Source organism: Cellulosimicrobium sp. NPDC057127 (assembly GCF_042670945.1).
Classification (GTDB): domain Bacteria; phylum Actinomycetota; class Actinomycetes; order Actinomycetales; family Cellulomonadaceae; genus Cellulosimicrobium.
This window is the reverse complement of sequence record NZ_JBHUUP010000011.1, coordinates 63,527-88,673: the sequence shown is the minus strand read 5'-3', so window position 1 is coordinate 88,673 and position 25,147 is coordinate 63,527. Positions and strand designations below refer to the sequence as shown.

Sequence of the window (25,147 nt, the reverse complement as noted above, 5' to 3'; positions counted from 1 at the left end):
CGGCACGGTACGGGCCGCGTGCCCGGTTCGTCCTGCGGGAGCGGGTCGGTACGATCGAGGGGCGCCGTCGACGACGGCGCCCCTCCGAGCGCCCCGGACACCGTCCACCGGCGCACGGACCGCTCACCGAGCGCGCCACCGCGGCGCCCTCCCACCCGCAAGGAGCAGCACGTGTCGGACGTCGTCCAGCCGCCAGTCACCACCGTCCCCGAGGCCGGGACCGTCACGGTGGAGACGGCCACGACGGGCACGGAGCTCTTCGCCGGTCGCCGCGAGGTCGTCGTCGTGCGCGTCAACGGCGTGCTCAAGGACCTCGACACCGCGCTCGCCGCGGGCGACGAGGTCGAACCGGTGAGCATCGACTCGCCCGACGGCCTCGCCGTGCTGCGCCACTCGGCCGCGCACGTGCTCGCGCAGGCGGTGCAGCAGGTGAACCCGGACGCGAAGCTCGGCATCGGTCCGCCGATCACCGACGGCTTCTACTACGACTTCGACGTCGAGACGCCGTTCACCCCCGAGGACCTCAAGGCGCTCGACAAGGCGATGGCGCGCATCGTCAAGGAGGGCCAGACCTTCCGCCGCCGCGTCGTCACCGAGGAGGAGGCGCGCGCCGAGCTCGCCGGCGAGCCGTACAAGCTCGAGCTCATCGGGCTGAAGAACGCGGTCGACACCTCTGCGTCCTCAGCCGAGGGCGCGAGCGTCGAGGTCGGCGGCGGCGAGCTGACGATCTACGACAACGTGCGCGGCGCCGGGCGCGAGACCGAGACCGTGGTGTGGAAGGACCTGTGCCGCGGCCCGCACCTGCCGACCACGCGCCACATCGGCAACGGCTTCCAGCTCATGCGCTCGGCGGCGGCCTACTGGCGCGGCAGCGAGAAGAACCCGCAGCTCCAGCGGGTCTACGGCACCGCGTGGCCCACCAAGGACGAGCTCAAGGCGTACCTCGAGCGGCTCGCCGAGGCCGAGCGCCGCGACCACCGCCGCCTCGGCAGCGAGATGGACCTCTTCTCGTTCCCCGACGAGATCGGCTCCGGGCTCGCGGTGTTCCACCCCAAGGGCGGCATCATCCGCTCCGAGATGGAGGAGTACTCGCGCAAGCGCCACGTCGAGGCGGGGTACTCGTTCGTCAACAGCCCGCACATCACCAAGGCGAAGCTCTTCCAGGTGTCGGGCCACCTCGACTGGTACGCGGACGGGATGTACCCGCCCATGCACCTCGACGAGGAGCTCGACGACGACGGCACCGTGCGCCGCGCCGGGCAGGACTACTACCTCAAGCCCATGAACTGCCCGATGCACAACCTGATCTTCGACGCGCGAGGGCGCTCCTACCGCGAACTGCCCCTGCGGCTGTTCGAGTTCGGGACCGTGTACCGGTACGAGAAGTCGGGCGTCGTGCACGGCCTGACCCGCGCACGCGGCTTCACCCAGGACGACGCGCACATCTACTGCACGCGCGAGCAGATGCGCGACGAGCTCACGTCGCTGCTCACGTTCGTGCTCGACCTGCTCAAGGACTACGGGCTCGACGACTTCTACCTCGAGCTGTCCACGCGCGACCCCGAGAAGTCGGTCGGCGACGACGCCACGTGGGAGGAGGCCACCCGCACGCTCGAGGAGGTCGCCACGGCGTCGGGCCTCGAGCTCGTCCCCGACCCGGGTGGTGCCGCGTTCTACGGCCCCAAGATCTCGGTGCAGGCCAAGGACGCGATCGGGCGCACGTGGCAGATGTCGACCATCCAGCTCGACTTCAACCTGCCGGAGAAGTTCGACCTGCAGTACACGGCGGCCGACGGCTCGCGCCAGCGCCCGGTGATGATCCACCGTGCGCTGTTCGGCTCGATCGAGCGCTTCTTCGCGGTGCTGCTCGAGCACTACGCGGGCGCGTTCCCGGCGTGGCTCGCGCCCGTCCAGGTCGTGGCGGTGCCTGTCGCGGAGCCGTTCAACGACTACCTGGCCGACGTCGTCGCGCAGCTGCGCGCGCAGGGCATCCGTGCGGAGGTCGACTACTCCGACGACCGCTTCGGCAAGAAGATCCGCAACGCGAGCACGCAGAAGGTGCCCTTCACGCTCATCGCGGGCGGCGAGGACGTCGAGGCGGGAGCCGTGTCGTTCCGCTACCGCGACGGGCGCCAGGAGAACGGCGTGCCGGTCGCCGAGGCGATCGAGCGCGTCGTGTCGGCCGTCCGCGACCGCGTCCAGGTCTGACGCCACGGTGGACGACGAGCGCACGGACGCCGTGCCCGGTCCCGTCGTCGAGCCCCGGGGCGGACGTCCCGGGGTCGACGACGGGCTGGACCGGCTGTGGACGCCGCACCGCATGGTCTACATCGGCGGGCAGGACAAGCCCGTCGACGACACCGCGGGCCAGTGCCCGTTCTGCCGGATCCCGGCGCTGCCCGACGCCGACGGCCTCGTCGTCGCGCGCGGCGCCACGGCGTACGTCGTGCTCAACCTCTACCCGTACAACCCCGGCCACCTCATGGTCGTGCCGTACCGCCACGTCTCCGACTACACCGACCTCACGGAGACGGAGACGGTCGAGGTGGCGCACCTGACGCAGACCGCCATGCGGGTGGTCCGGGCGGTGTCCGCCCCGGACGGCTTCAACCTCGGCATGAACCAGGGCGCGGTCGCCGGGGCCGGCATCGCCGCGCACCTGCACCAGCACGTCGTGCCCCGGTGGTCCGGCGACGCGAACTTCCTGCCGATCGTCGCGCAGACGAAGGCCGTGCCCGAGCTGCTCGCCGACACGCGCGCCAAGCTCGCCGCCGCCTGGCCGGGCGCGGGGGAGGGTGACGCCTGATGTTCGGCAAGCTGCGCGCGGTCACCACGCGCCTGTTCACCCCGCTCGCCGCCGTGCTCCTGCGGCTCGGCGTCAGCCCCGACGCCGTCACCCTCGCCGGGACGCTCGGCGTCGTCGCCGGGGCGCTGTGGCTGTTCCCGACCGGCCACCTCTTCGCGGGGACGATGGTCGTCATGGTGTTCGCCTTCTCCGACGTGCTCGACGGGGTCATGGCCCGCCGTGCCGGCCGCTCCGGGCCGTGGGGCGCGTTCCTCGACTCCACGCTCGACCGGCTGGCCGACGCGGCGCTCTTCGTCGGCCTCACCCTGTGGTTCGTGCGCGCCGACGACCCGCGGCTGTCGTCCGAGCTCGCCTCGTGGGGCACGGGGGTCGCGCTCGCGTGCCTCGCGCTGGGCGCCGTCGTGCCCTACGCCCGGGCGCGCGCCGAGAGCGTCGGCATGACGGCGCAGGTCGGCATCGCCGAGCGGGCGGACCGGCTGGTCGCCGCGCTCGTCGCCGCGGGGCTCGTCGGCCTCGGCGTCCCGCCCGTCGTGCTCGTCGCGGTCCTCGGCCTGCTCGCCCTCGCGAGCGCCGTCACCATCGTCCAGCGCGTGGCGGTGGTGCGCAGGCAGGCGCTCGCCCTCGGCGCGGACGCGGGGCCCGCCGACCCGTCCCGCCCGACCGGAGGTACCCGCTGACGATGGCGCTCGACACCGGCACGGCGTTCACGTTCGCGTGGCGCCACGCCCACAAGGTCCCGGAGCCGCTGCTGCGCGGCGTGTTCACCGCCGTCGCCGACGTCACGTGGCTCCTGCACGGCGGGGGCGTGCGTCAGCTCGAGAAGAACCTCGCGCGCGTGCGGCCCGGTCTCACGCCCCGCGCGCTGCGGCGCCTCTCGCGCGCGGGCATGCGCTCGTACATGCGCTACTACCGCGAGGCGTTCACCCTGCCCGCGTGGACGCCGGAGCAGATCCGCGCGCGCGTGCGGCTCGTCGGCTACGACAACCTCACCGTCCACCTCGACGGCGACCGCAGCCCCGTGCTCGCCCTGTCGCACCAGGGCAACTGGGACCTCGCGGGTGCGTACGCGACGCCGAACATCGCCCCGGTGCTCACCGTCGCCGAGCGGCTCGAGCCCGAGGAGCTGTTCCAGGAGTTCCTGTCCTTCCGCACGTCCGTCGGTCTGGAGATCCTCGCCCTCGGCGACGGCGACGTGTTCCGCGACCTCGTGCGCGGCGCGCGGTCACCGGGTCGCATCATCCCGCTGCTCGCCGACCGCGACCTCACCGCGCGCGGCGTCGAGGTCGACCTCTTCGGGCGGCGTGCCCGCGTGGCCGCCGGGCCCGCGGCGCTGGCCGTGAGCACCGGCGCGCCGCTCGTCCCGGCCGGGATCTACTACGAGCGGCTGCGTGGCGCCAGGCGCCGGGCCGCCGGGACGCCCTGGGGGCTGGTCATCCGGTTCTTCCCGCGCGTCGACGTGCCCGCCGCGCTGCCGCGGTCCGAGCAGGTCGCCGCGATGACGCAGGGCTGGGTCGACGCGCTCGGCGTCGCCATCCGCGAGCACGCGGAGGACTGGCACATGCTGCAGAAGGTGTTCGTGGAGGACCTCGACCCGGAGCGCTACGCCCGCACGCAGGAGGCCGCCGGGGAGGTGCCCGCCCGGACGCCGGGACAGCGCGAGGGCGACCCGGAGCGCGCCGCATGAGCCTGCGCGTCGGGATCGTGTGCCCGTACTCCTTCGACGCACCCGGCGGCGTGCAGTTCCACATCCGCGACCTCGCGGAGTCGCTGATGTCGCTGGGGCACGAGGTCTCGGTGCTCGCCCCGGCCGACGACGACACCCCCGTGCCGGACTACCTCACGCCCGTGGGCGGTGCCATCCCGGTGCGCTACAACGGGTCGGTCGCGCGCGTCACGTTCGGCCCGCGGTCGGTCGGGCGGGTACGACGCTGGCTCGACGCCGGCCGCTTCGACGTCCTGCACCTGCACGAGCCCGTCAACCCGTCGCTGTCGATGAGCGCGCTCTGGATCGCGCAGGGGCCGATCGTCGCGACGTTCCACTCCTCGCTCGTGCGCTCGCGCGCGCTCCAGGTCGCCTACCCGCTGGTGCGCCAGAGCCTGGAGAAGATCGACGCCCGGATCGCCGTGTCGGAGGACGCGCGGCGCACCCTCGTCGACCACCTCGGCGGCGACGCCGTCGTCATCCCCAACGGCGTGTACGTCGACACGTTCGCGTCCGCCACGCCGGACCCGCGCTGGCAGGGCACGCCGGACGCCCCGACGATCGCGTTCCTCGGTCGGCTCGACGAGCCCCGCAAGGGCCTGCCGGTCCTCACCGACGCGATCCCGCGCGTCCTGGAGCACCTGCCCGGCGCCCGCTTCCTCGTCGCCGGGCGCGGCGACGACGGTCGCGACCAGGCGGTCGCCGCGCTGGGCGCGCACGCGTCGTCGGTCGAGTTCCTCGGCGGCGTGAGCGACGCGGAGAAGGCGAGCCTGCTCGCCTCCGTCGACCTGTACGTCGCGCCCCAGACCGGTGGCGAGAGCTTCGGCATCGTCCTCGTCGAGGCGATGAGCGCCGGGGCGTGCGTCGTCGCGAGCGACCTCGGCGCGTTCCGGCGCGTGCTCGACGGCGGCGACGCCGGGGCGCTGTTCCCGGTCGGCGACGGGCAGGCGCTCGCCACGACGGTGCTCGAGGTCCTCGCGGACGGCGCACGGACCGAGGCCTACCGGGCGCGCGCCCGCGAGTTCGTGCGGCGCTTCGACTGGTCCACCGTCACCGCCGAGGTGCTCGCCGTGTACGACATGGTCCTGGCCGCGTCCGAGGCGGTCATCCCGGTCCACGAGGACCCGCGCTCGGTGCGCGGCGGCCGGCTGCTCGGGCGGGTGCGCACCGAACGTGAGCAGGGGAGCACCGCATGACGTGGTCCGAGACGGCGGTCCTCGTCGTCGCCGTCGCGCTGCTTCTCGGCTGGACCCTGTGGGTCGCCGCGTCCCGCCTCGACCGGCTGCACCGCAAGGTCATGGCGTCCCGGCTGGCGCTCGACGCCCAGCTCGTGCGGCGGGCGTCGGCGACCGTCGACCTCGCCGCGTCCGGGGAGCTCGACCCGGCCACGTCGGTGCTCCTCGCGGAGGCGGCCCACGCCGTCCTCGACGACGACGCCGACGCCCGCCGGCTCGTCGAGAGCGTGCCCGGGCTGGGCGACGAGAGCGGTGCGCGTCCGCGACGGCTGCTCGGCGGGATGGCACCGTCGCGCGCCCTCGCGGAGTCCGACCTGTCCGCGACGCTGCGCTCGGCGTTCGAGAGCCCGGACGACGTCGCCGAGCTCCGCTCCGGCCCGGTCGGCGAGGAGCTCCTCGGGCACCTCGCCGCGGCCTGGTACCGCGCGCAGCTCGCACGCCGGTTCCACAACGAGGCGGTCGCCCAGGCCCAGCGTGTGCGGCACAAGTGGTGGGTGCGCCTGTTCCGCCTCGCGGGGCACGCCCCGATGCCCGTGACGGTCGAGCTCGACGACACGTGGCCGCCCGGGCTCGGGCGACCCGTGGAGCTCGCGTCCGGCGTGTCCTGAGCGGCAGTACGATGGCCCCGTTGCGCGGGCCGCAGGAGAGCCCGCACCCGTGCGTGCTCGCCTCCCCGCCGGCTCTCGCGGCCGGTCGGCCGTGCCGGCCGCGACGCCCCGACCCGAAGGTGTGAGATCCCGGTGACCAACGTGTCCGACACCAGCACCCCCGCCCCGTCCGACGCCGCAGGCGCCCCGACCGGTCGATCGACCGCCGCCGTCGGCACCGCGAAGGTCAAGCGCGGCATGGCGGAGATGCTCAAGGGCGGCGTGATCATGGACGTCGTCACGCCCGAGCAGGCGAAGATCGCCGAGGACGCCGGCGCCGTCGCCGTCATGGCCCTCGAGCGGGTCCCGGCCGACATCCGTGCCCAGGGCGGCGTCTCGCGCATGTCCGACCCGGACATGATCGACGGGATCGTCGAGGCCGTCTCGATCCCGGTGATGGCGAAGGCGCGCATCGGCCACTTCGTCGAGGCGCAGGTGCTGCAGTCCCTCGGCGTCGACTACGTCGACGAGTCCGAGGTGCTCACGCCCGCGGACTACGCGAACCACATCGACAAGTGGCAGTTCACGGTGCCGTTCGTGTGCGGGGCGACGAACCTCGGCGAGGCCCTGCGTCGCATCACCGAGGGCGCGGCGATGATCCGCTCCAAGGGCGAGGCGGGCACAGGCGACGTCTCGAACGCCACGACGCACATGCGCACGATCCGCGCCGAGATCCGCCGGCTCACCTCGCTGCCCGAGGACGAGCTGTTCGTCGCGGCGAAGGAGCTGCAGGCGCCGTACGAGCTCGTCCGGGAGGTGGCGGCCACCGGCACGCTCCCCGTCGTGATGTTCACGGCCGGCGGCATCGCGACGCCCGCCGACGCCGCGATGATGATGCAGCTCGGCGCCGAGGGCGTGTTCGTGGGCTCGGGCATCTTCAAGTCGGGCAACCCGGCGCAGCGCGCGTCCGCGATCGTCAAGGCCACCACGTTCTACGACGACCCCGACGTCATCGCGAAGGTGTCGCGCGGCCTCGGCGAGGCCATGGTCGGCATCAACGTCGACGACATCCCGGTGCCGCACCGGCTGGCCGAGCGCGGCTGGTGATCCCCTCGCGCGCGGACGTCCTGCGGTGACGCACGACGGTGCAGCGCCGTCGTCCCTGGGCCCCGACTGGGTGCTCGGGGACGACGGCCTGTACTTCCGGCGCGGCGCGCGCGTCCTGCTGCTCGACGACGCCGACCGCCTGCTGCTCGTACGCGGCCACGACGTCGACCAGCCCCAGCGGTCGTGGTGGTTCACGGTCGGCGGCGGGATCGACGACGGCGAGAGCGACGCCGACGCAGCGCTGCGCGAGGTGCGCGAGGAGACGGGGATCGCGCTCGACCCCGACGCGCTCGTCGGCCCCGTCCTGACCCGCAGCGCGATCTTCGACTTCTACCGGCAGCACTGCCGCCAGGACGAGGTGTTCTACGTCGCGCGGCTGCGCGGTGCCGTCCTCGCCGGGCACCAGCTCAGCCGCGACGGCTGGACCGACGTCGAGGTCGACGTCGTCGACGAGCTGCGGTGGTGGTCGCTCGACGACCTCGCGCAGGTCGACATCGAGGTGTTCCCCGAAGGCCTGGCCGACCTGGTGCGGCCCCTGCTGGGCGGCTGGGACGGCGTCACCCGGCACCTCGGGCTCGCGCACGAGCACTGACAGCGGGAGCGCCGCGCCGGCGCCGTCGGGGCGGGTGCAGCGCCCGGAGGGTGCCGCTCAGCGCCGCGCGGCCACGCGCCAGACGATCCCGCCCGCGAGCAGACCGGCGCCCACCACACCGCCGCCGACCGCGACGACCGCCGCGGCCACGGTCCCCCCGACGGTCGCGAAGAACTCTCCGAACCGCCAGCCCTCGGTGACGACGAACGCCGACGTGCCCGGCGCGGACGCGACGGAGACGGTGCACGTCGCGTCGGTGGCCGCGGTGAACTCGGCGACCGTCTCCGCCGTCGCCCCGCCTGCCGACGAGGAACCCGACACGGACGGCGCGGACACCGTCGGCACGCCCGACCCCCCGCAGTCGACCGCGACCTCCCGCGGACCGAGCGACCCGCCGTCCACCGCCCACACCGCGTACGTCGTACCGCCCGACACGGCGAGCTCCGCCGCGCCCGGGACCGGTCCGGACGCGAGCGCGGCCGACCCGGGACCGCCCGCGGCGTCGACCACCCCGACCGGGACGGCGCGCACGAACAGCACCACGGCGAGCACCCCCGCCACGAGAGCCGCCACGAGCAGGGCGGCACCGGTGACGACCAGCGCCGTCGCACCCCGCGCGGCGCGGCGCGGCCCCGTGGGCGGGGGCGGGACCCGCGCGCCGGGCGGGGAACCGTACGGAGGGACGGGCTGCGGGGGCGGGGCGAACGTCACGTCGGCGAGGCTACCGGCCGACGTATCATCACCCCTCGTGACGATCACGATCGGTGTCCTCGCCCTCCAGGGCGACGTGCGCGAGCACCTCGCCGCGCTCGAGGCCGCCGGAGCGCGCGCCGTGACGGTGCGACGTCCGGAGGAGCTCGCGCGCGTCGACGGGATCGTGCTGCCCGGCGGCGAGTCGACGACGATCGACAAGCTGCTGAGGATCTTCGACCTCGCCGAGCCGCTGCGCGCACGCATCGACGCCGGGCTGCCCGTCTACGGCTCGTGCGCCGGGATGATCCTCCTCGCGGACCGCATCCTCGCCGGCACGGCCGACCAGCGCACCGTCGGCGGCCTCGACGTGACGGTGCGGCGCAACGCGTTCGGCCGCCAGGTGGACTCGTTCGAGACCGACCTGCCGTTCGCCGGCCTGCCCGGTGACGACCCGTCGCTGCACGCCGTGTTCATCCGCGCGCCCTGGGTGGAGGACGTCGGGGAGGGCGTCGAGGTGCTCGCGCGGATCCCCGACGCGAGCACCCCCGGCATCCCGGAGGCCGCCGCCGGTAGGATCGTCGCAGTCCAGCAGGGATCGCTGCTCGCCACCTCGTTCCACCCGGAGATCTCCGGGGACACGCGCGTGCACGAGCTGTTCGTCGAGATCGCGAAGGGGTAAGTACGCATGTCCGGGCACTCCAAGTGGGCCACGACCAAGCACAAGAAGGCGGCGATCGACGCCAAGCGTGGCAAGCTCTTCGCGAAGCTGATCAAGAACATCGAGGTCGCCGCGCGCACCGGCGGGGGCGATCCCGCCGGCAACCCCACGCTCTTCGACGCCGTCCAGAAGGCGAAGAAGTCGTCGGTCCCGAACGACAACATCGACCGCGCCGTCAAGCGCGGCTCCGGCGAGGGCGCCGACGCCGTCGACTACCAGACGATCATGTACGAGGGCTACGGGACCAACGGCATCGCCGTGCTCGTCGAGTGCCTCACCGACAACAAGAACCGTGCCGCCGCCGAGGTCCGCACCGCGTTCTCCCGCAACGGTGGCAGCCTCGCCGACCCGGGCTCCGTGTCGTACCTGTTCTCCCGCAAGGGACTCGTCGTCGTGCCCAAGGCCGACGGCGTCACGGAGGACGACGTCATGCTCGCCGCGCTCGACGCCGGGGCCGAGGAGGTCTCCGACCAGGGCGAGGTCATCGAGGTGCTGTGCGAGGCGAGCGACCTCGTCGCCGTGCGCACCGCCATCCAGGACGCCGGCATCGAGTACGACTCCGCCGACTCCGTGTGGCACCCGTCCATGCAGGTCGAGGTCGACGCCGACGGTGCGCGCAAGATCCTGCGGCTCATCGACGCGCTCGAGGACAGCGACGACGTGCAGAACGTCTACGCGAACTTCGACGCGTCGGACGAGGTGATGGCGGAGCTCGAGAACGACGACTGACTTGTCGTCGCCGTCGGCCGCCGGGGGTCGGGTCACCGGCGGCCCGGGACGGATCGTGCGCGCGGTCTACCATCCGCGCCGCTCGTCCCTCGCGCCGCTCCCGCCAGGCCCGTCCACGACCGCGCGCATCCCGCCCCGCCCCGCCCGCGACGCCTCGCCACCGCGTGGCGGGCGTCGCGTGTCGTCGGCTCGTGAAAGGGTGAGCGTGTGCGCGTGCTCGGAGTGGACCCTGGTCTGACGCGGTGCGGGGTGGGGGTCGTGGACTCTCGGCCCGGGCGGAGGGCCGAGCTCGTGGCCGTCGGGGTGCTGCGGTCCGACCCGGAGCTGAGCGTGGACCTGCGGCTGCTGCGGATCGCCGAGCGGCTCGACGCGTGGCTCGACGAGCACGTGCCCGACGTCGTCGCCGTCGAGCGCGTGTTCGCCCAGCACAACGTGGGGACCGTCATGGGGACGGCGCAGGTCGCCGGCCTCGCGATGCTCGGCGCCGCGCGCCGCGGGGTCCCCGTCGCGATGCACACGCCCTCCGAGGTGAAGGCGGCCGTCACCGGGAGCGGACGCGCGGGCAAGGAGCAGGTGCAGCGCATGGTCGCCGGGATCCTCGGTCTGGGCGAGCTGCCCAAGCCCGCCGACGCCGCCGACGCCCTCGCGCTCGCCATCTGCCACCTGTGGCGCCCGGCCGGAGCGCTCCAGGGCGGCGAGCGGCACGAGCTCACCCCCGCGCAGCGCGCCTGGGCGGCCGCCGAGCGCACGGCACGCACGCGGACGCGCGCACCGCGGTAGGTCAGGACCACCCGCCGTCACGCCGTCGCGGAGCGTCGTGGACGAGCGTCGCGTCGGCCCGGCGCGACGAGGGTGTCGGTCGTCCGCGGCGTCCGGGGCCGTTGCTAGAGTGGCGCCGCGTCGTACGGGTGTTCGACGCCGATCTGAGAAGGAGCCTGCGTGATCGCCTCGCTGAGCGGGACCGTGTCGAGCGTCCGCCTCGACCGGGCGGTGCTCGAGGTCGGGGGAGTGGGGTACCTCGTGCACGCCACCCCCGCGACGCTCGCCACGCTGCGCGTGGGCGAGAGCGCCCGGCTCGCGACGAGCCTCGTCGTGCGCGAGGACTCCTTCACGCTCTACGGCTTCGCCGACGACGACGAGCGCGCGGTCTTCGAGACAGTCCAGACGGTCAGCGGCGTCGGGCCGCGCCTCGCGCTCGCGATGCTCGCGGTGCACACGCCCGACGCCCTGCGCCGGGCGGTCGCCGGCCCCGACATCCCCGCGCTGGTGCGGGTGCCGGGGATCGGCAACAAGGGTGCCCAGCGCATCGCGCTCGAGCTCGGCGACAAGCTCGGGGCGCCCACGGGCACGGACCCCGCCACCGGCGCGGCCCCGGCCGCGTCGCCGCAGGCGGAGGACCGGCGGGACCAGGTCGTCGAGGCGCTCGTCGGCCTCGGCTGGAACGTCAAGGCCGCCGACGACGCAGTTGCGACCGTGCTCGCGCAGGCCGGCGTCGACGTCGTCGAGGCCGCGGACGTCGCGGGGGCGCTGCGCGCGGCGCTGCGCGTGCTCGGCGGGCAGCGGGGCTGACGATGGCGAACTTCGACGGCGTGGGACTCGGCGACCCGGGCGAGGACGGCTTCACGTCCGAGCGGGTGGTCGCCGCCGGTGCCGACGACCTCGAGCGCGCCGCCGAGGCCGCGCTGCGTCCGCGCCGTCTGGAGGAGTTCGTCGGGCAGCGCGTCGTGCGCGACCAGCTCTCCCTCGTCCTCCAGGCGGCCCTCGCCCGCGGCGCCGCGCCCGACCACGTCCTGCTCTCCGGGCCTCCGGGGCTCGGCAAGACGACCCTCGCCATGATCATCGCCGCCGAGCTCGGCACGTCGCTGCGCGTGACCTCCGGGCCGGCGATCCAGCACGCGGGCGACCTCGCCGCCGTCCTGTCCTCGCTCGAGGAGGGCGAGGTGCTGTTCATCGACGAGATCCACCGCCTCGCCCGGCCCGCCGAGGAGCTGCTGTACGTGGCGATGGAGGACTTCCGCGTGGACGTCGTCGTCGGCAAGGGCGCGGGCGCCAGCGCGATCCCGCTGACCCTGCCGCCGTTCACCGCCGTCGGGGCGACGACGCGCGCCGGGCTGCTGCCCGCTCCGCTGCGCGACCGCTTCGGGTTCACCGGTCACCTCGACTTCTACTCGGGCGACGAGCTAGAGAGGGTGCTGACGCGCTCGGCCGGGCTCCTCGGCGTCGCGCTCGCCCCGGACGCCGCGCACGAGATCGCCGGACGCTCGCGCGGCACGCCGCGCATCGCCAACCGACTCCTGCGCCGCGTGCGCGACTGGGCGCAGGTGCGCGGCGACGGCACGCTCGACCTGCGCGCGGCGCGCGCGGCCCTCGAGGTCTACGAGGTGGACCCGATCGGGCTCGACCGCCTCGACCGCGCCGTCCTCACGGCGTTGTGCACCCGGTTCAACGGCGGGCCGGTCGGCCTCACGACCCTCGCCGTCACGGTCGGCGAGGAGGCGGAGACGGTCGAGACGGTCGCCGAGCCGTACCTCGTGCGGGAAGGACTCGTGGGTCGCACGCCCCGGGGCCGGGTCGCGACACCCGCCGCCTGGGCCCACCTCGGCCTCACGCCGCCGCGCGAGGGCGGGACGCTCTTCGACGCCTGAGCGACGGTCCGCATCGTGACCGCGGTCACAGGCCGTGAGGGCGAGGGCCTAGACTGGTCGGGATCGGCGCGGGGAACTCCACGGACGGACGGCTCGTTGGTGAACCGTGCGCGCGCGCCTAGACTGCCGCGCAGACCCCGACGAACAGGACACGTGAGACCCCGTCATGGATATCAGCTTCATCCTCATCCTCGCCCTCGCGGCCGGTGCGATGTTCCTCATGACCAGCCGCACCCGGAAGCAGCAGCGTGAGGCCCAGAACTTCCGGGCGAACCTCGCCCCGGGCCAGGAGGTCATGACGGGCTCCGGCCTCTTCGGGACCATCGTCGACGTCGACGAGGAGAACGACATCATCACCGTCGAGTCGACCCCGGGCAGCCGCACCCGCTGGCTGCGGGCCGCGATCGCCAAGCGCGTCGACGAGCCGGTCGAGGAGAGCGCCGTGGAGGGCGACGAGCCGGGCACCGAGGAAGCCCCGGCGACGGGTACCGCGACCGGTGCGACCGCCGCGTACGGCACGGCCGAGGGCACCACCCCTGCGTCGTCGGCGCGCGGCACCGACGACCTCGTGGTCCCGGACGACCTGTCGGGTCTCGACGAGGGATCCGAGAAGGACCGGGACCGTCGCGACGAGGGCACCGACAGCAAGTGACCATCCGCCGGTCGCCACGGCGACCGGTCTGACGCGGTGGGCCCGCGGGCCCACCGCACGCGCACGAGAAGAGACGGACAGTTGGCCACCAGCAGCACACGAGCGAGGCCCGTGCGGTCCCTCGTCATCCTGGGCGTCCTCGTGATCGCCCTCTTCGGCAGCCTCTTCGCGGGGACGAAGCTCGACCCGCAGACGGAGGAGGACCCGGGCGGGGCCAGCCTCACGCCAGGGCTCGCGCTCGACCTCGAGGGCGGCACGCAGATCGTCCTGCAGCCGAGCACCTCGGACGACTCCGAGATCACCGGTGAGACGATCACCCAGGCGATCCGCGTCATCCGCCAGCGCATCGACGCGCAGGGCGTGTCCGAGGCGGAGATCACGAGCCAGGGCGGGCAGAACATCGTCGTCGGCATCCCGGGCGAGCCGAGCCAGGAGACGATCGACCTCGTCAGCCAGTCCGCGCAGATGCGGTTCCGGCCCGTCCTCGCCGTCGCGGCGCCCACGGCGACCTCGACCGAGGACGCCGCCGCAGAGGACCCCGCCGCCGAGGGCGAGGCGCCGGAGGCCACGGAGTCGGCCGAGTCCCCCGCGGAGGGCACCGCCGAGACCCCGGCGGACGGCACGGAGGCGCCGGCCGACGGGACCGAGACCCCCACCGACGCGCCGACCGACGACGCGACGCCGGAGGAGACCGCCCGGCCGGAGAACCCGAGCGACCTGTCGCAGATCACCCCCGAGCTCCAGGCGGAGTTCGACGCGCTCGACTGCACGGTGCCCGAGAACCTCGTGGGCGGGGACAGCGGCCCGACCGACAGCGCGTTCGTCGCGTGCTCCGCCGACGGTCTCGCCAAGTACATCCTCGGCCCGGTCGAGGTCGAGGGCACCGAGATCGCGAACGCGAGCTCCGGCCTGGGCGTCAGCCAGACCGGCGCCGTGACGAACGAGTGGGTCGTCAACCTCGAGTTCGACGGCGAGGGGACCGACCAGTTCCGCGACGTCACGACGCGCCTGACGTCGCTGCCGTCGCCGCAGAACCAGTTCGCCATGGTGCTCGACGGGCTCGTCATCTCCGCGCCCGTCTCACAGGTCCCGATCCCCAACGGGCAGGCGGAGATCTCCGGCAACTTCACGCGCGACAGCGCGGCGACGCTCGCGAACCAGCTCAACTTCGGCTCGCTGCCGCTGACGTTCGAGGTGCAGAGCCAGGAGCAGATCTCGGCGACGCTCGGCTCCGAGCAGCTGCAGAAGGGTCTGCTCGCGGGCGCGATCGGCATGCTGCTCGTGGTGATCTACTCGCTCGTGCAGTACCGCGTGCTCGGCCTGGTCACGGTCGCGTCGCTCGGCGTCGCCGGCCTCATCGCGTACGGCGTCATCACGGTGCTGTCGTGGACGATCGGCTACCGGCTCTCGCTGGCCGGCGTCGCGGGCCTCATCGTGGCCATCGGCATCACGGCGGACTCGTTCATCGTCTACTTCGAGCGCGTCCGCGACGAGCTGCGCGACGGGCGCACGCTGAACTCCGCGGTGGAGAAGGGGTGGCAGCGCGCACGCCGCACGATCCTCGCGTCCGACGCGGTGAACTTCGTCGCCGCGATCGTGCTCTACTTCCTCGCCGTCGGCGGGGTGCGGGGCTTCGCGTTCACCCTGGGGCTCACGACGCTCATCGACATAGTCGTGGTCTTCCTCTTCACGCACCCGCTGCTGCAGCTGCTGTCCCGGACGCGCTTCTTCGCGAACGGGCACCCGTGGTCCGGTCTCGACCCGCGTCGTCTCGGCGCCCGCAGCCTCCGGTACGCGGGCCGCGGACGCGTGGTCACGCCCGGCGGGGCGGCGTCGCCGGCCGGTGCCGAGGACGCGCCGAGCAGCCCGGCCGGACAGGCCGAGCCCGCTCGCGAGCGCGTCGGTGCCGGCGTGGGTGCGAGCGGCGAGGGGCCCCGCATGACGATCGCGGAGCGGCGCGCGGCCCAGCGACGAGCGGCGCAGCCCGCCGTCGAGGACCAGCCGACGGACGCCGTGGCGTCCGAGGGCGAGAACGAGGAGAAGCACTGATGGCCAGCGGTTTCGCCCAGTGGGGCAACGACCTCTACACGGGGCGCCGGTCGTACGCGATCGTGGGCCGCCGCAAGCGGTACTTCGTGGTCGCGGTGGTCGCCGTGCTGCTGTCGATCGCCGTCATCGGCGTGCGCATGGCGTCCGGCGGGCTCAACCTCGGCATCGAGTTCCGGGGCGGCTCCGAGTTCACCGTCTCCGGTGCGGCCGACACGTCGCAGGAGCCGGCCATCGCCGCCGTCCAGGGTGTGGCCGCGGACGAGGTGCCGCGCATCTCGACCGTGGGGGCGGACACCGTCCGCGTCCAGACCGCCGAGCTCACCAACGACGAGGTCGACCAGCTCCGCGTCGACCTCGCGGAGGCGTACGACGTCGAGGTCGGCGACGTCACGAGCGCCTTCATCGGCCCGACGTGGGGCCAGGACGTGTCCCAGAAGGCGATCATCGGTCTCGTCGTCTTCCTGCTCCTCGTGAGCCTCGTCATGACGGTGTACTTCCGGAACTGGCGCATGGCGCTCGCCGCGGTGATCGCGCTGTTCCACGACCTCGTCGTGACCGTCGGCATCTACGCGCTCGTCGGCTGGGAGATCACGCCGGCCACCGTCATCGGTGTGCTGACGATCCTGGCGTACTCGATCTACGACACCGTCGTGGTGTTCGACAAGGTCCGCGAGAACACCGCCGGCATCTTCGACCAGACGCGCAGCACGTACGCGGAGCGGGCGAACCTCGCCGTCAACCAGACGATGGTGCGCTCGATCAACACGTCGGTCGTCGCGCTGCTGCCCGTCGCCTCGATTCTGTTCATCGGCGCCTTCCTGCTGGGTGCCGGGACGCTGCGCGACATCGCGCTCGCCCTGTTCGTCGGCATGGCGGTCGGTGCGTACTCGTCGATCTTCCTCGCGACGCCCCTCGAGGTCGCCCTGCGCGAGCGGGAGCCGGCGATCGCCGCGCACACCCGCACGGTGCTCGACCTGCGGGCCGACCGGGTCAGCGACCAGGGCGAGTCCGGTGCGGAGGACGCCGCGCTCGCCGCGGCCGGGGTCGAGGGGCACCGCCAGCTGCAGCCCGGCGCGCACCTGGGCAACCAGGCGCAGCCGCGCCGCCGGCGCGCTCGATGACGGCTCCCGGCACCTTCGCCGAGGCCGACGGCGTGCGCGCCGTCGGCCTCGGCGGGCTCGGCCCCCAGCGCGCCGCGCGGGTCCTGTCCCTCGTCCGTTCGGTGCCGGACTATCCCGAGCCGGGCGTCCTCTTCCGTGACATCACGGGGCTGCTCGCCGACGGCGAGGCGTTCCGCCACGTGATCGAGTGCCTCGGCGACGTGGCACGCGCGGTCGAGGGCGGTGTCGACGTCGTGGCCGGGCTCGAGGCGCGCGGGTTCCTCCTCGCGGCGCCGCTGGCGACACATCTCGGGGTGGGGTTCGTGCCGCTGCGCAAGGCCGGCAAGCTCCCTCCGCCCACGGACACGGTGACGTACGACCTCGAGTACGGTTCCGCGACGATCGAGCTGCGCTCGGGAACACTCGCGGCAGGGTCGCGCGTTCTGGTGGTCGACGACGTGCTCGCCACGGGCGGGACGGCGGCCGCGGGCGCGGAGCTGGTCGAGCGGAGCGGGGGCGTCGTCGTCGGTACGGCGTTCCTGCTCGAGCTGGGCGGGCTCGGCGGTCGCGAGCGCCTCGCTGGGCGCGAGGTGAACGCGCTGCTGCACGTGGGGTCGTAGGATGACCACTCCGGCCGGTGCGGGACCGTCCGGCACGGAGGCTCACCGACCTGGCGCGACCGACGAGGACGCCGACGGGACCGAGAGGAGGCGCGCATGAGCGAGGAGACCCGCACGACGCGCGCGCCGTCGGGCCCGGCACCGGCCGGTGCGACCGGGGGCACGCCGCCGGTCGGCAGCCGCGGCGTGCGGTCCCGGCTCGTCCGGTTCGGCACCCGCACGGGCGGCGGGGGCAGCCCTGCGCTCGAGCCGTTGCTCCAGGCGGTACGTACCAACCACCCGCGTTCCGACCTGTCCGTCGTCGAGCGCGCGTACGGCACGGCCGAGCGCGCCCACCGCGGCCAGCTGCGCAAGAGCGGCGACCCGTACATCACGCACCCCGTGGCGGTCGCGACGATCCTCGCGGAGCTCGGCTTCGACGCGTCGACGCTCGCCGCGGCGCTCCTGCACGACACCGTCGAGGACACCTCCTACTCCCTCGACCAGCTGCGCGGCGAGTACGGCGACGAGATCGCCATGCTCGTCGACGGCGTCACGAAGCTCGACAAGGTGACGTACGGCGACGCCGCGCAGGCCGAGACGGTGCGCAAGATGGTCGTCGCGATGGCGCGCGACATCCGCGTCCTCGTCATCAAGCTCGCCGACCGGCTGCACAACGCCCGCACCTGGAAGTACGTGTCGTCGTCGTCCGCCGAGCGCAAGGCGCGCGAGACGCTCGAGATCTACGCCCCGCTGGCGCACCGCCTCGGCATGAACACCATCAAGTGGGAGCTGGAGGACCTGTCCTTCCAGGCGCTGTACCCCAAGGTGTACGACGAGATCGTGCACCTCGTCGCCGAGCGCGCCCCCGCGCGCGAGGAGTACCTCGCGGTGGTGCGCGACCAGGTCACGGCAGACCTGCGCAGCGCGAAGATCCGCGCGACGGTCACGGGCCGGCCGAAGCACTACTACTCGATCTACCAGAAGATGATCGTGCGCGGCCACGACTTCGCGGAGATCTACGACCTCGTCGGCGCGCGCGTCCTCGTGGACAGCGTCCGGGACTGCTACGCGGCGCTGGGTGCGCTGCACGCGCGGTGGAACCCCGTGCCGGGGCGGTTCAAGGACTACATCGCGATGCCGAAGTTCAACATGTACCAGTCGCTGCACACGACGGTCATCGGCCCCGGGGGCAAGCCCGTCGAGATCCAGATCCGCACGCACGACATGCACCGCCGCGCGGAGTACGGCGTCGCGGCGCACTGGAAGTACAAGGAGACCGCGAAGTCCGGCGCCAAGACCGACAAGGCGGACTCGGCGGCCAACGACATGCGGTGGCTGCGCCAGCTCGTGGACTGGCAGCGCGAGACGGCCGACCCGTCGGAGTTCCTCGACTCGCTGCGGTTCGAGATCGGCGGCGCCGAGGTCTACGTCTTCACGCCCAAGGGCGACGTCATGGCGCTGCCGGCCGGGTCCACCCCGGTGGACTTCGCGTACGCCGTCCACACCGAGGTCGGCCACCGGACGATGGGTGCGCGCGTCAACGGCCGGCTCGTCCCGCTCGACTCCACGCTCGAGAACGGCGACGCGGTCGACGTCCTGACGTCGAAGTCGGAGAACGCCGGCCCGAGCCGCGACTGGCTCGCGTTCGTCAAGAGCCCGCGGGCGCGCAACAAGATCAGGCAGTGGTTCTCCAAGGAGCGCCGCGAGGAGGCCGTCGAGCACGGCAAGGACGCGATCGCCAAGGCGATGCGCAAGCAGAACCTGCCGATCCAGCGCCTGCTGTCCCACGAGTCCCTCGTCGCGCTCGCGAACGAGATGCGGTTCGCCGACGTCACGGCCCTGTACGCCGCGATCGGGGAGGGCCAGGTCTCGGCCGCCAACGTCGTGTCCAAGCTCGTCCACTCCATGGGCGGCGAGGAGGCGACGGTCGAGGACCTCGCCGAGACCGCCCGGCCGGGCCAGACCGCGCGCCGCGTGCGCACGGGGGACCCCGGCGTCATGGTCAAGGGCGTCGAGGACATCTGGGTCAAGCTCGCGAAGTGCTGCACCCCGGTGCCCGGCGACGAGATCATCGGCTTCGTCACGCGCGGCCAGGGCGTGAGCGTCCACCGGGCGGACTGCGGCAACGTCGTCGGCCTGCGGAGCCAGCCCGAGCGCATCGTCGACGTCTCGTGGACCACGGGCAGCAACACCATGTTCCTGGTGCAGATCCAGGTCGAGGCGCTCGACCGGGCCCGGCTGCTGTCGGACGTCACGCGCGTCCTGTCCGACCACCACGTCAACATCCTCTCGGCGACCGTCTCGACGTCGAACGACCGCGTGGCGATGTCGCGCTTCGTGTTCGAGATGGCGGAGCCGGGCCACCTCGCGCAGGTGCTGAGCGCGGTCCGCAAGGTCGACGGGGTATTCGACGTCTACCGCATCACCGGCTCGCGCGCGGAGGAGGCGCCGCCCCTGCCGGCCTGACATCGGGCAGCGACCGCGTGCGTCGGGCAGCGACCGCGTGCCGGTGGCAGCATCGGGCACATGGACCTGCCCGTCATGCCGCCCCTGCTGCCCATGCTCGCGAAGTCCGTCCCCGAGGTGCCGGAACCGGACGCCGTCGCCGGGGGATACGTCTACGAACCGAAGTGGGACGGGTTCCGCGCGATCGTGTACCGCGACGGGGACGAGGTCCGTCTCGACAGCCGCAACGCCCGGCCCATGGAGCGGTACTTCCCCGAGGTGGTCGACGCGGTGCGCGCGGCGCTGCCGCCCCGCTGCGTCGTGGACGGGGAGATCGTCGTCGCGCGCGGCGGGCGGCTGGAGTTCGAGGTGCTCCAGCAGCGCATCCACCCGGCCGCCTCGCGCGTGCGTCTGCTCGCGGAGGAGACCCCGGCGAGCCTCGTGGTGTTCGACGTCCTCGCGCTCGACGACGAGGACCTGACCCGCGCGCCGCTCGCTCGCCGCCAGGAGCTGCTGGACGAGCTCGGACTCGACGGCCCGCAGGTCTACGCGACCCCGCGCACCCGTGACGTCGGCGTCGCGCGCGAGTGGTTCGAGACCTTCGAGGGAGCCGGTCTGGACGGGGTGATCGCCAAACCGCTGGACGGGACCTACCAGCCCAACAAGCGGGCCATGCTGAAGATCAAGCACGGGCGCGACGCCGACGTCGTGCTCGCCGGGTACCGGCTGCACAAGACGTCGACGCCCGCGAAGCCGCTCCTGGGCTCCCTCCTCCTCGGGCTGTACGACGACGAGGGCCACCTCCAGTCCGTGGGCGTCGCCGCGTCGTTCCCCGCCGCGCGCCGTGCCGCGCTCGTGGACGAGCTCGCGCCGCTCGTCGTGGAGCCGGGCACCCCCGAGGCCGACGCGCACCCGTGGGCCGGGTGGGAGAACCCCGCGGCGGAGACGGGGGACCGCAAGCCCGGCGCGCAGTCCCGCTGGAGCGCCGGCAAGGACCTGTCGTTCACGCCGCTGCGCCCGGAGCGGGTGCTCGAGGTCGCCTACGACCACATGGAGGGCACGCGGTTCCGGCACACCGCGCAGTTCCGCCGGTGGCGCGAGGATCGCGACCCGCGCTCGTGCACGTACGCACAGCTCGAGGAGCCCGTGCGCTACGACCTGGGCGGGCTGCTGCCGGGCGCCCCCGGCGTCGGGGCCTGACCCGCCGTCAGGCGTCGGGGACGCGCGACCGGTCGCGGTCCTTGCTGGGCTGGACGCGCTTGGGCTCGCCGGGCATCTTCGGGTACTCCGGCGGGTACGGCAGGTCGCCCAGGCCGTGCTCGGCCTCGTCGCGGCGGGACAGCTCGAGCGCGGGCTCGAGGGAGGCACCCGGGTCCTCGCGGTCGGCACGCAGCGGCGCGAACAGGTCGCCGACCTCGGCGAACCGGTCGGGCATCGTCAGCACGTCGAAGTCGTCCGGGTGCACGTCGCCGAGCTCCTCCCACGACACGGGCGCCGACACGGTCGCGCGCGCGTTCGCCCGGATGGAGTAGGCCGAGGCGATCGTCCGGTCGCGCGCCATCTGGTTGTAGTCGACGAAGATCTTCGCGCCGCGCTCCTCCTTCCACCACTTCGTCGTGACCTGCTCCGGGAGACGGCGCTCGAGCTCGCGGCCGATCGCGATGGTGGCGCGGCGGGCGGCGACGAAGTCCCACTCGGGGGAGACGGGGACGAACACGTGGATGCCCCGCCCCCCGGAGGTCTTCGGGTACCCGGTGAGCCCGAGCTCGTCGAGGAGCTCGCGCAGGTGCGGCGCGACCCGTACGGCGTCGTCGAAGTCGGTGCCCGGCTGCGGGTCCAGGTCGATGCGGAGCTGGTCGACCGCCTCGACGTCGTCGCCGCGCACCGGCCACGGGTGGAACGTGAGGGTGCCCAGGTTCGCGGCCCAGGCGACGACGGCGAGCTCGGTGGGGCAGACCTCGTCGGCGGTGCGGCCGCTCGGGAACGCGATCCGTGCCGTGCGCACGTAGTCGGGCGCACCCTTCGGCACGCGCTTCTGGTAGAACGCGTCCCCGCTGTTGTCGGTGCGGGTGCTCATCCGGGCGCCCTCGAACACGCCCTTGGGCCACCGTTCGAGCGTCGTGGGACGGTCGACGAGCGCCCCCAGGATGCCGTCGCCGACGGCGAGGAAGTACTCGACGACGTCGAGCTTGGTCACCTCGCGTGCCGGGAACACCACACGGTCGGGGCTCGTGACCCGGACCGTGCGTCCTCGGACGTCGAGCTCCACCGGCGTCGTGGCAGCGGCCATGGCGACCAACCTAGCCCGGGTCGACCTCCCCGGCGAGCAGACGGTCCAGCACGGCGCGCGCCCGGTCGCGCCCGGACCAGCGGTACCGCAGCTCGAGCGACCGCGCCGCGCCGGCGAGGTCCAGCCCCCGCTCGTCGCGCAGCCGACGCAGCACGGTCGTCGCGTCGTCCGGCTCGGACCGTGTCGCCACGTCGAGCGCCGTGCGCCGCACGTCCGTCACGCGCACCCCGGCGACGAGCTCGGTCTCGGACCGCAGCAGCGCCGCCTGGCGCGCGACACGCCCGTGCCGCGGGGGAGGACGGTGCGCGCCCGGGGGGTACACGACCTCCAGCCGCGGCGGGGGCGGGCCGCCGCACAGCACCCACGCCGCGCTCCGTCCCGCGACCACGCACGACGTCGGCACCTGGTCGCGCACCGCGAGCGCGCGCAGGGTCGCTGTGACGGGTACGCGGGCCGGGGCCGCGACGTCGTCCAGGAGCGCGACCAGCGCGCCCGAGCGCACCAGCTCCTGGAACGCGCCCGCACCCCCGACGTCCGGCGGGCGCACGAGCAGCCCGACGTCCGGGTCCGGCGGCGCGAGCAGGCGGTCCAGGGGCGGGTAGGCGTGCATGCCTCCACCGTGCCGCACCGGGCCGGACGTGAGAAGAGCCGGTCCTGGTCCTGTGGACGAGGACCGGCCCTGGTCACGGCCGCTCAGGAGCCCGGAGGATCAGCCGCGCGAGTCCTCGGCCGCCCGCACGACCTGCTCGAGCCACGCCCGCCGCGCGGTGAGCGCGCCCTCGAGATCGGCGACCGCGCGGGAGTCCCCCCGGTCGCGGGCCGAGGCGAGGTCGGACTCGAGCGCGGCGATCGCCGACTCGAGCTGTGCCGCCGCGCCCTCCGCACGGGCACGGGTCTCCGGGTTGCTGCGCGTCCACTGCGCCTGCTCGGCGTCGCGCACCGCGTTCTCCACCGCACGCAGACGACCCTCGACGCGCTGCAGGTCACCGCGCGGGACGCGCCCGGCCTCCTCCCAGCGCTCCTGGATGTCACGCAGCGCGCTCTTCGCGGCGGCGAGGTCCTTGACCGGGACGAGGGCCTCCGCCTCCGTCAGGATCTGCTCCTTGACCTCCAGGTTGGCCGCGTACTCCGCGTCGGTGGCCGAGTTCGCGGCGTCGCGCGCCTGGAAGAAGGTGTCCTGCGCGGCGCGGAACCGCGCCCACAGCGCGTCGTCGTCCTTGCGGCTCGCGCGCCCGGCTGCCTTCCACCGCGCCATGAGATCGCGGTAGGCGCCCGCGGTGGGACCCCAGTCCGTGTTCGACGACAGGGCCTCGGCCTCCTCGACGAGCTTCTCCTTGGCCGCCTTGGCGCTGCTGTTGCGCTGCTCGAGCTCGGCGAAGTAGTGGCGTCGCTCACGGTCGAAGGCGGTGCGCGCGTGGCTGAACCGCTTCCACAGCGCCTCCTCGCTCGAGCGGTCGATGCGCGGTCCGGAGCGCTGCGCCTCCTTCCAGCGTTCGAGCAGGTTGCGCAGCTCCTCGCCGGCCGGACGCCACTGCATGCGCGCCGGGTCGGTGGCCGCGATCTTCTCGGCGGCCTCGATGATCTCCGTGCGCGCGGCGAGCGCGGCGGCCTTGGCGGACGCGCGCTCGGCCTCGATCTGGGCGCGTCGCTCGGAGGCGAGGGTGCGCAGGCGCGCGACCTGGGCGCGCAGCGCGTCGAGGTCGCCCACCGCGGACGGCTCGGCGGTCTCCTCGCCGAGACGCGCGAGCGTCTGGTCGATCTCGCGGACCGACAGGTCGCTCGCGGCGAGCCGCGTCTCGAACAGCGTGACCTTCGCCTGCAGGTCGAGGTAGCGACGGACGTACAGCGTCAGGGCCTCGTCGGTGTCCACGCCCGGGAACTGCCCGACGGCGCGCTCACCGGCCTCCTCGCGCACGTAGACGGTCCCGTCCGCGTCGACCCGTCCGAACCCGGCGGCTGCCTTCGCGGCGGGGGAGTCGTCCGCGAGCGCCGGGACGGCCGGGACCTCCGGCGGCGCCGCAGCGGGTGCCGTCCCCGGCGCCGCTGCGGCCGGTGCCTTGCGCGGCGGGTGCGGGACGGCGGAAGGCTTCGGGCGCGGTCCGGGGCCCGGGCGCGGCGCGGGCCGCGCGGCGGGAGCCTTCTGTTCGGAGGTGTCCGCGGCGGCGGGCGTCTCCTGCTCGGGGGTGTCCGCGGAGGTCGTCGTCTCGGGAGCGGCCTCGTCGGTCGCGGTGCTCGTCGGCGCGTCGTCGGGGCTCGTGCCGGCCTCCGCCTCCGTCGTCTCGACCCGTTCGGTCGCGTCCGCCTGCGCGGGCTCCGCGGCCGGGACGCTCGCCTCGTGGTTCGCGGGATCGCTCACTGGGTCTCAACTCCTTCGATGGTGACCGGGGTGGCGGGGGAGCCGTCGCCGGATCCGTCCACCGTCCCCGCGTCAGCGACTGCCTGGACGACGTCCAGGCCGGACGTGATGGTGCCGAACACCGTGTAACCACCCGCCGCGTCGGACGGGATGGTCGAGTCCTCGTAGACGAGGAAGAACTGGGAGCCCATCGAGTCGGCCGCGCCGCCCTGTCGCGCCATGGCGACCGTCCCGGCGGGGTAGACGTCGTCGGCCGGCGCGTTCTCGACGGGACCGAAGCTGTACCCAGGGCCGCCGGTGCCGGTGGCGGTCGGGTCCCCGCACTGCAGCACGTGGATGCCCTCCGTGGTGAGGCGGTGGCACGTCGTGCCGTCGAAGTAGCCCGCCTCGGCCAAGGAGACGAAGCTCGCGACCGCCTGCGGCGCGGCGGCGCCGTCGAGGCTGAGGGTCAGGTCGCCGGCGCTCGTCGCGAGAGCCGTCGTCCACTCGCGGCCCTCGGCCGCGGACGGCGGGGGGAGCGTGTACTGGCCGGGCGTGGGGGTGGCGCCCGGCGTCGGCGCGGTGGCCGGTCCGGCGCCCGGGTCCTGCGCGGCGGACAGCGCCCACCAGACCGCACCACCGACGAGGACGAGGGCGAGGGCGACGCCGACGAGCGTCCAGGTGCGCTGGCGGCGGGCGCGCAGCTGTGCGACGTGGCGGTCCCACTTCTCCTGCCGGCGACGGGCCTGCTCCCGCTCCTTGCTCTTCGTCGACACCCCAGCTCCTTCGTCGTCGGCCGTGACGGCGCGCCTGAACGACCTCGGTGCGGCCCGCGGTCGGTACCGGGACAGTCTAGGCAC

24 protein-coding genes are annotated in these 25,147 nt (G+C 73.8%); 19 read left to right on the top strand and 5 right to left on the bottom strand.

Features of this window, described 5'->3' with window-relative positions:
- Positions 1–171 precede the first annotated feature (171 nt).
- The 8 genes from thrS (at position 172) to ACFTZA_RS12290 (ending at position 8,029) form a co-directional block, all read left to right on the top strand.
- The gene (thrS, locus tag ACFTZA_RS12325; RefSeq protein WP_378194941.1) at positions 172–2,208 is read left to right on the top strand and encodes a threonine--tRNA ligase; all 2,037 of its coding nucleotides are present in this window, start codon (positions 172–174) and stop codon (positions 2,206–2,208) included.
- Positions 2,209–2,239: 31 nt separating this feature from the next.
- A complete protein-coding gene (locus ACFTZA_RS12320; protein ID WP_378195084.1) occupies positions 2,240–2,806 on the top strand; it encodes an HIT family protein in 567 nt (188 codons plus the stop codon).
- Positions 2,806–3,483, top strand: a complete 678-nt coding sequence (gene pgsA / locus ACFTZA_RS12315; protein ID WP_378194938.1) for a phosphatidylinositol phosphate synthase — start codon at positions 2,806–2,808, stop codon at positions 3,481–3,483. Before ACFTZA_RS12320 ends, pgsA begins: the two co-directional genes overlap by 1 nt.
- Before the next feature lie 2 nt (positions 3,484–3,485).
- Positions 3,486–4,490 carry a phosphatidylinositol mannoside acyltransferase gene (locus tag ACFTZA_RS12310; protein WP_378194935.1) on the top strand — a complete coding sequence of 335 codons (1,005 nt, stop codon included), beginning with the start codon at positions 3,486–3,488 and terminating at the stop codon, positions 4,488–4,490.
- A gap of 2 nt (positions 4,491–4,492) precedes the next feature.
- Entirely contained in the window at positions 4,493–5,704 is a 1,212-nt protein-coding gene (locus ACFTZA_RS12305; RefSeq protein WP_378195081.1) for a glycosyltransferase family 4 protein, read from the top strand.
- Positions 5,701–6,351 carry a hypothetical protein gene (locus tag ACFTZA_RS12300; protein ID WP_378194932.1) on the top strand — a complete coding sequence of 217 codons (651 nt, stop codon included), beginning with the start codon at positions 5,701–5,703 and terminating at the stop codon, positions 6,349–6,351. The genes ACFTZA_RS12305 and ACFTZA_RS12300 overlap by 4 nt, the downstream gene beginning before the upstream one ends.
- 141 nt (positions 6,352–6,492) lie before the next feature.
- Entirely contained in the window at positions 6,493–7,437 is a 945-nt protein-coding gene (pdxS, locus tag ACFTZA_RS12295; RefSeq protein WP_378195078.1) for a pyridoxal 5'-phosphate synthase lyase subunit PdxS, read from the top strand.
- Between the two features lie 25 nt (positions 7,438–7,462).
- Positions 7,463–8,029: an NUDIX hydrolase gene (locus tag ACFTZA_RS12290; RefSeq protein ID WP_378194928.1), complete on the top strand. Its 567-nt coding sequence runs from the start codon at positions 7,463–7,465 to the stop codon at positions 8,027–8,029.
- Between the two features lie 57 nt (positions 8,030–8,086).
- On the opposite strand, the gene ACFTZA_RS12285 is transcribed toward ACFTZA_RS12290, so the two are convergent.
- Positions 8,087–8,740: a hypothetical protein gene (locus ACFTZA_RS12285; protein WP_378194925.1), complete on the bottom strand. Its 654-nt coding sequence runs from the start codon at positions 8,738–8,740 to the stop codon at positions 8,087–8,089.
- 37 nt (positions 8,741–8,777) lie between these two features.
- Between ACFTZA_RS12285 and pdxT the strand changes: the two genes are divergently transcribed.
- The 11 genes from pdxT (at position 8,778) to ACFTZA_RS12230 (ending at position 20,862) form a co-directional block, all read left to right on the top strand.
- Positions 8,778–9,401: a pyridoxal 5'-phosphate synthase glutaminase subunit PdxT gene (gene pdxT / locus ACFTZA_RS12280; RefSeq protein WP_378194922.1), complete on the top strand. Its 624-nt coding sequence runs from the start codon at positions 8,778–8,780 to the stop codon at positions 9,399–9,401.
- A 6-nt stretch (positions 9,402–9,407) separates the two neighbouring features.
- Complete coding sequence (locus ACFTZA_RS12275) at positions 9,408–10,169, top strand: YebC/PmpR family DNA-binding transcriptional regulator (RefSeq protein WP_378194919.1); 762 nt, start codon at positions 9,408–9,410, stop codon at positions 10,167–10,169.
- Positions 10,170–10,376: 207 nt separating this feature from the next.
- Entirely contained in the window at positions 10,377–10,949 is a 573-nt protein-coding gene (gene ruvC / locus ACFTZA_RS12270) for a crossover junction endodeoxyribonuclease RuvC (RefSeq protein ID WP_378194916.1), read from the top strand.
- A gap of 159 nt (positions 10,950–11,108) precedes the next feature.
- Complete coding sequence (gene ruvA, locus ACFTZA_RS12265) at positions 11,109–11,738, top strand: Holliday junction branch migration protein RuvA (protein WP_378194913.1); 630 nt, start codon at positions 11,109–11,111, stop codon at positions 11,736–11,738.
- A gap of 2 nt (positions 11,739–11,740) precedes the next feature.
- Positions 11,741–12,814, top strand: coding sequence for a Holliday junction branch migration DNA helicase RuvB (ruvB, locus tag ACFTZA_RS12260; RefSeq protein WP_378194910.1), 1,074 nt, complete (start codon positions 11,741–11,743; stop codon positions 12,812–12,814).
- A gap of 166 nt (positions 12,815–12,980) precedes the next feature.
- A complete protein-coding gene (gene yajC / locus ACFTZA_RS12255; RefSeq protein ID WP_378194907.1) occupies positions 12,981–13,466 on the top strand; it encodes a preprotein translocase subunit YajC in 486 nt (161 codons plus the stop codon).
- A 111-nt stretch (positions 13,467–13,577) separates the two neighbouring features.
- Positions 13,578–15,515 carry a protein translocase subunit SecD gene (secD, locus tag ACFTZA_RS12250; RefSeq protein WP_378194904.1) on the top strand — a complete coding sequence of 646 codons (1,938 nt, stop codon included), beginning with the start codon at positions 13,578–13,580 and terminating at the stop codon, positions 15,513–15,515.
- Positions 15,515–16,636, top strand: coding sequence for a protein translocase subunit SecF (gene secF / locus ACFTZA_RS12245; protein ID WP_378194901.1), 1,122 nt, complete (start codon positions 15,515–15,517; stop codon positions 16,634–16,636). The genes secD and secF overlap by 1 nt, the downstream gene beginning before the upstream one ends.
- Positions 16,633–17,235 carry an adenine phosphoribosyltransferase gene (locus ACFTZA_RS12240; protein WP_378194898.1) on the top strand — a complete coding sequence of 201 codons (603 nt, stop codon included), beginning with the start codon at positions 16,633–16,635 and terminating at the stop codon, positions 17,233–17,235. The genes secF and ACFTZA_RS12240 overlap by 4 nt, the downstream gene beginning before the upstream one ends.
- Positions 17,236–17,331: 96 nt before the next feature.
- Positions 17,332–19,683, top strand: a complete 2,352-nt coding sequence (locus ACFTZA_RS12235; RefSeq protein ID WP_378194895.1) for a RelA/SpoT family protein — start codon at positions 17,332–17,334, stop codon at positions 19,681–19,683.
- 60 nt (positions 19,684–19,743) lie between these two features.
- Entirely contained in the window at positions 19,744–20,862 is a 1,119-nt protein-coding gene (locus tag ACFTZA_RS12230; RefSeq protein ID WP_378194892.1) for an ATP-dependent DNA ligase, read from the top strand.
- Between the two features lie 7 nt (positions 20,863–20,869).
- Here ACFTZA_RS12230 and ligD read toward each other — a convergent pair whose 3' ends face one another.
- The 4 genes from ligD to ACFTZA_RS12210 all read right to left on the bottom strand — a co-directional run bounded on the left by ligD (position 20,870) and on the right by ACFTZA_RS12210 (position 25,063).
- Positions 20,870–21,952: a non-homologous end-joining DNA ligase gene (gene ligD / locus ACFTZA_RS12225; protein WP_378194889.1), complete on the bottom strand. Its 1,083-nt coding sequence runs from the start codon at positions 21,950–21,952 to the stop codon at positions 20,870–20,872.
- Between the two features lie 10 nt (positions 21,953–21,962).
- Positions 21,963–22,562, bottom strand: a complete 600-nt coding sequence (locus ACFTZA_RS12220) for a hypothetical protein (protein WP_378194886.1) — start codon at positions 22,560–22,562, stop codon at positions 21,963–21,965.
- A 99-nt stretch (positions 22,563–22,661) separates the two neighbouring features.
- Complete coding sequence (locus ACFTZA_RS12215) at positions 22,662–24,308, bottom strand: DUF349 domain-containing protein (protein WP_378194884.1); 1,647 nt, start codon at positions 24,306–24,308, stop codon at positions 22,662–22,664.
- On the bottom strand, positions 24,305–25,063 hold the full coding sequence (locus ACFTZA_RS12210) for a peptidylprolyl isomerase (protein WP_378194882.1): 759 nt from the start codon (positions 25,061–25,063) through the stop codon (positions 24,305–24,307). The genes ACFTZA_RS12215 and ACFTZA_RS12210 overlap by 4 nt, the downstream gene beginning before the upstream one ends.
- Positions 25,064–25,147 lie beyond the last annotated feature (84 nt).